Raw genomic sequence first — 5,523 nt, 5'->3', positions numbered from 1 at the left:
CCCCCCCCCCCCCCCCCCCCCCCCCCCCCCCCCCCCCCCCCCCCCCCCCCCCCCCCCCCCCCCCCCCCCCCCCGGCCGCTGCGGCCTGTGGGACTGGGACATGGTGCGCGGCAAGATGTACTGGTCGCGTTCGATGTACGACATGCTGGGCTATGAGCCCTGCGACACGATGCTGTCGTTCGGCGAGGTCGACGGGATCATCCATCCCGAGGACGGCGACCTATTCCAACTCGCCAACAGGATCGTCGCACGAGAGATCGACCACATCGACCAAGTGTTCCGGATGCGCCACGCCGACGGACAATGGGTGTGGATGCGCGCAAGAGCGCAGGTGATCGACCCGGAAGCGCCGGAGATCCAGTTGATCGGCATCGCCGTCGACGTCACTGAGCAGCGGCACCTGGCGCTGCGCTCCGAAGCCGCGGATCTTCGCCTGCGAACGGCCATCGAAAACATCAACGAATCCTTCGTGCTCTGGGATTCGGCCCAGCGCCTGATCATGTGCAATTCCAAGTACCAGCAGGACAACGGCCTGTCGGATCGCGACGTGATGCCGGGCGCCTCGCGCGCCGTTCTTGAAGATCGCATGCTTGCCTTCGCCTCGGAGCGCCGGCTTGCCAACACCAACGGGCAGCAAGGCGGCGTGACCTTCGAGCGGCAGCTTGCCGATGGCCGCTGGCTGCAGGTGAACGAGTTGCGGACCAGGGACGGCGGCACCGTGTCGGTCGGCTCCGACATCACCCAGATCAAGCTGCACCAGGAGAAGCTGGTCGACAGCGAGCGCCGGCTGATGGCGACGATCCATGACCTCAGCCTTGCCCGCCGGGCAGAGGAAGAACGGTCGCGCGAACTGGTCGAGCTCAATCACAAATACATGAAGGAAACCGAGCGCGCCGAGGCCGCGAACCGGGCCAAATCCGAGTTCCTGGCCAACATGTCGCATGAATTGCGCACGCCGCTCAACGCGATCATCGGCTTCTCCGAACTGATGGAACAGGCGCTGTTCGGGCCCTTGGGTTCGCCGCGCTACGAGGAATACGCCACCGACATCAACGGCAGCGGCAAATATCTTCTGGGCGTCATCAACGACATCCTCGACATGTCGAAGATCGAGGCCGGCCAGTTCTCGATGGATCAGGAGGAAATCGACCTCTGCCCGCTGATGCGCGAAACGGTGCGCGTCATCTCGCTGCAGGCGGCGGAAAAGTCGATCACCGTCGAAACACGCATCCCCGATTCGCTGACGCTGTTCGCCGACCGCCGGGCGATCAAGCAGATCATCATCAACCTGCTGTCGAATGCGGTGAAGTTCACCGGCCAGGGCGGCCGCATTGCGGTAAGGGCCCGCAACACCTCCAGCGCTCTCGCGCTGACGATCGAAGACAATGGCTGCGGCATCCCGAAGGAGGCGCTGAGCAAGCTCGGGCGGCCGTTCGAGCAGGTGCAGAACCAGTTTTCCAAGAGCCATGCCGGTTCCGGCCTTGGCCTTGCCATCTCACGCTCGTTGGCCGAGCTTCAGGGCGGCGCTTTGAAAATCCGCTCCACCGAAGGCACCGGCACGATCGTGTCGGTGCGCATTCCGACCAGGAAGCCGACGCAGCCGGTCAGGGCCGCCGCCTGACTAGTGAATAGTCAGTAGTCAGTAGTCAGTAGTCAGTAGTCAGTAGTGAATATCTAATTCCATTCACCATTCACTACTCATTCGCATGAAGCAAAAAGCCAAAATCCTTCCTGACATTTTGCGACGTCTCCTTGAGGTGCGCTTCCAGCACGCCGAAATCCGGCAGGTCGGTGACCGCCAGTAGCAGATCCGAAAGCCCCGGCGGAACGTCGTCGCGTTCGAATACGCCGGTGAGGCAGAGCCGCGTCATCTGGGTCAGCGCCAGATAGAGCGCATAGGCATCGCAAAGCTCCTGCCTGATCTGCGCCTCGGCGAAATCCGGCGCCAGCCTCGACAGCACGTCCGCCGTCCCGGTGACCCGGCGGCCGGCTTCGACCTTTCCCGTGATCACCGCCACCTGCGCGATGAATTCGAGATCGATGAGACCACCCGGGATCAGCTTGATGTCCCAGAGATCGCGCGGCGGTTTTTCCTTCTCGATCATCGCGCGCATCTCGGCCGCCTCGGCCATCACCTTGGCGCTGTCGCGCGGCAGGGCAAGCACCCGTGCCACTTCGGTCTCGACCTCGGCGCACAGCGCTTGATCGCCGCCGATCGCGCGGGCCCTTGACAGCGCCATATGCTCCCAGGTCCAGGCGTCCTTGCGCTGGTACTTCTTGAAGGCATCGACATGGGTCGCCACCGGCCCCTTGTTGCCGGACGGCCGCAAGCGAAGGTCGAGTTCGTAGAGAACGCCCTCGGCGGTCGGCGCGGACACCGCTGCGATCAGCCGCTGCGTCATCCTGGCGTAATAGTGCGACGGGGCGAGCGGCTTGTCGCCATCGGATTCTTCGGCATCGGCGTCGTGATCATAAAGCAGGATGAGGTCGACGTCTGAGCCGGCCGTCAATTCGCGGCTGCCGAGCTTGCCCATGCCGAGCAGCGCAACCGTGCCGCCGGCGATGCGACCGTGGCGTAGCGCGAACTCGGCGATGACCGCCCGCAGCGCCGCGTCGATGGTGAGATCGGCCAGATCGGAAAAGGCACGGCCGGCGCGCGCCGGATCGATCGAGCCGGCAAGCAGCCTGACGCCGATCAGGAATTTTTGCTCGGACGCAAAGATGCGCAAGCGGTCGAGCACGTCCTCATAGGCCCTGTCGCCTTCGAGGAACGCGGCGAGACGGCCGGACAGATAGGCGCGGTCCGGCAGTTCGGTCAAAAGCGCCGGATCAAGCAGGCCGTCAAACACGTGCGGCCGGCGTGTGATGATGGCGGCCAGCCGGGGCGCCGCGCCCATGATGGTCGCCAACAGCTTCAGCAGAGCCGGATTGGAGTGGAGCAGCGAGAACAGCTGAATGCCGGCGGGCAGACCGGCAAGGAATTCGTCGAAGCGTATCAACGCCTCGTCCGCGCGGCGCGTCTGGCCGAAGGATTGCAGCAGCGCCGGCGTCAGTTCGGTCAACCGCTCGCGCGCCTCGGCTGACTGGGTGACGCGATAGCGGCCGAAATGCCAGCCGCGGATGACGCGGCAGATGTCGCTCGCCCGCTGGAATCCCAATCTCTGCAGGGTCCGCAACGTATCGGGGTCGTCGACATCGCCGGTAAAGACCAGATTGCCGATGCCCGCCGAAAGCTCGGGCGCGGTCTCGAAAAGCGCTGCGTAGTGGCGTTCGACCTGATGGAGTGCGGCGCGGAACGCCTCGGCAAAGGTCGCCGCATCGGCAAAACCGAGCAGGCGGGCAATGCGTTCGAGCCCTTCGTCATCGTCCGGCAGTATGTGGATCTGCTCGTCGGCGACCATCTGAACGGCGTGCTCGACGCGGCGCAGGAGCCAGTACTGCCTTGTGAGCGTATCGCGCGCATCGGCAGTGATCCAGCCGCGTGCCGCAAGCTGGCCAAGCATCGGCACCGTCTCGCGGCCGCGCAGTTCGGGGAAGCGGCCGCCGGCGATGAGCTGCTGGGTCTGGACGAAGAACTCGATCTCGCGGATGCCGCCGCGGCCGAGCTTGACGTTGTGGCCCTTCACCGCGATCTCGCCAAGACCCTTGTGGGCATGGATCTGGCGCTTGATCGAATGGACGTCGGCGATCGCCGCATAGTCCATGTATTTGCGCCAGATGTAGGGCTGGAGCTCCTTCAGGAACGCAGTGCCGGCGGCGACATCGCCGGCCACCGGACGCGCCTTGATCATTGCGGCCCTCTCCCAGTTCTGGCCCCGCGCCTCGTAGTAGCGCAGCGCCGCCTCGACCGGGATCGCCAGCGGCGTCGAACCGGGGTCGGGACGAAGCCTGAGGTCGGTGCGGAAAACATAGCCGTGTTCGGTGCGGTCCTGGAGCATGCGGACCAGCCGGCGGGTCAGACGCGAAAACAGCTCCGTCGCATCGAGCGGATCGAGGACTGCTGGCGCTTGCGGGTCGAAGAAAGCGACGAGGTCGATGTCGGAGGAGAAGTTCAGCTCATGCGCGCCAAGCTTGCCCATGCCGAGCAGGATCCAGCCCGACCGGCGCGCCGGATCCTCGAGATCCGGCAGTTTGAGCTTGCCTTGTCGGTGCGCGTCGCGAAGCAGGAAGTCGACGGCAGCGCGGGTGCAGCCGTCGGCAAGATCGCTCAGCCGCCGTACTGTGATTGCAGTTTCGGCCTCGCCTGCAAGATCGGCCAGCGCGATCAGGACATGCGCTTCCGCTTTCCATTGCCGCAACTCCATCATCAGGCCGTTTTCAGAGATGGCTTCCGCCCGCGCGGCCTTGCCGATGGCGGCGCCGATCGACGCCAGCCGCGCCTCGACGGTCTCATCGAAAAGCGCATCCAGGATCTGCGGGCGGCGGCGCACCGTGTCGCGCAGGAACGGCGACAGGTCGAAGACTGCCGCGAGAAACTCCTGGACGGCGCCCTCGCCGGCCAGGAATTTCGCCAGCACGGCAAGCCCCTCTTCCTGCGCTGCGGAAGCGATCTCCGACAATTCCCGCCGGGCTCGGTTCTGATCCAGAGGCACGAGCCTTGCCGCCGGCTTCAGAAGCCAGTTGGTGTGTTCCGCAGCCGCCTTCACCGCCATCAGCGATCCTCCCGTTCGGGAAAACTCATGACGACGGATAATCCAGGATTGGCGGGCAGGAGATCAAGCCGCCCTTTGTGGAATGTCATGATCGCCTTGGCGAGGCTGAGGCCGAGACCGGAACCCGGCTGCGAGCGGCTCTTCTCCAGCCGCACGAAACGCTCGGTCGCCCTGGCGCGATCGGCATCGTCGGGAATGCCCTGGCCGTTGTCGGTGACGGAAAGCCTGATTTCGCTGCCGACGCGATCGAGCGCCACGCGAACGGTCGGCTTGGCTGTCGAGTCGGTCGAATATTTGATCGCGTTGTCGACGATGTTCGATAGCGCCTGGCCGATCAGCTCGCGATTGCCTTCAACGGCGAAGCCGTCCTGCACAGAGGTCTCGAGTGTCACTCCCGCCTCCTCCGCCACCGGCTCGTAGAGCTCGACGACATCGCGCACGGAAGCAGCCAGATCGACCCGGCTGGTGATTTCTGAGGAATAGCCCGCCTCCAGCCTTGAGATCATCAGGATGGCGTTGAAGGTCTTTATCAGATGGTCGGACTCGGCGATGGTCGCTTCCAGCGCCTGCCGGTAGGCGGCGGAGTTGTGCTTGCCGGAGAGCGTCGCCTCGGCGCGGTTGCGCAGCCTGGTCAGCGGCGTCTTCAGATCGTGGGCGATGTTGTCGGAGACCTGCTTCAGCCCTTCATTCAGCGTGGCGATTCTGGCCAGCATGGAATTGAGATTTTCGGAGAGCCGATCGAACTCGTCGCCGGCGCCGGTGACCGGCAGCCGGCCGGAAAGGTCGCCCCCCCAAAAGGGGCGCCACGGCCGCGCCACCCCGGGGGGTTGCGTCAGCCCCCCCCCGCGGCCCCGCACACCCCAAAACAATT

The 5,523-nt window shown here is 64.9% G+C and carries 3 protein-coding genes; 1 reads left to right on the top strand and 2 read right to left on the bottom strand.

All coding sequences use genetic code 11. The features are described 5' to 3' along the window. Positions 1–1,621: PAS domain-containing sensor histidine kinase (locus AC0L3D_RS35985; protein WP_473647451.1), on the top strand; the 1,621-nt coding region annotated here is incomplete at its 5' end. Positions 1,622–1,694: 73 nt separating this feature from the next. Here the strand turns inward: AC0L3D_RS35985 and AC0L3D_RS35980 are convergent. After that, positions 1,695–4,652, bottom strand: coding sequence for a bifunctional [glutamine synthetase] adenylyltransferase/[glutamine synthetase]-adenylyl-L-tyrosine phosphorylase (locus AC0L3D_RS35980; protein WP_473647450.1), 2,958 nt, complete (start codon positions 4,650–4,652; stop codon positions 1,695–1,697). Further along, the coding region (locus tag AC0L3D_RS35975; protein WP_473647449.1) for a sensor histidine kinase at positions 4,652–5,523 on the bottom strand (872 nt) is incomplete at its 5' end. The genes AC0L3D_RS35975 and AC0L3D_RS35980, both read right to left, overlap by 1 nt.

The sequence above is a fragment of the Mesorhizobium sp. WSM4837 genome (assembly GCF_055811435.1).
This window is presented reverse-complemented; position numbering and strand designations above follow the sequence as displayed.

What these genes read in the sequence shown, in the direction of transcription:
- AC0L3D_RS35980 (WP_473647450.1), bottom strand. Translation starts at nt 4,652, where the DNA reads ATGGCGGTGAAGGCGGCTGCGGAACACACCAACTGGCTTCTGAAGCCG.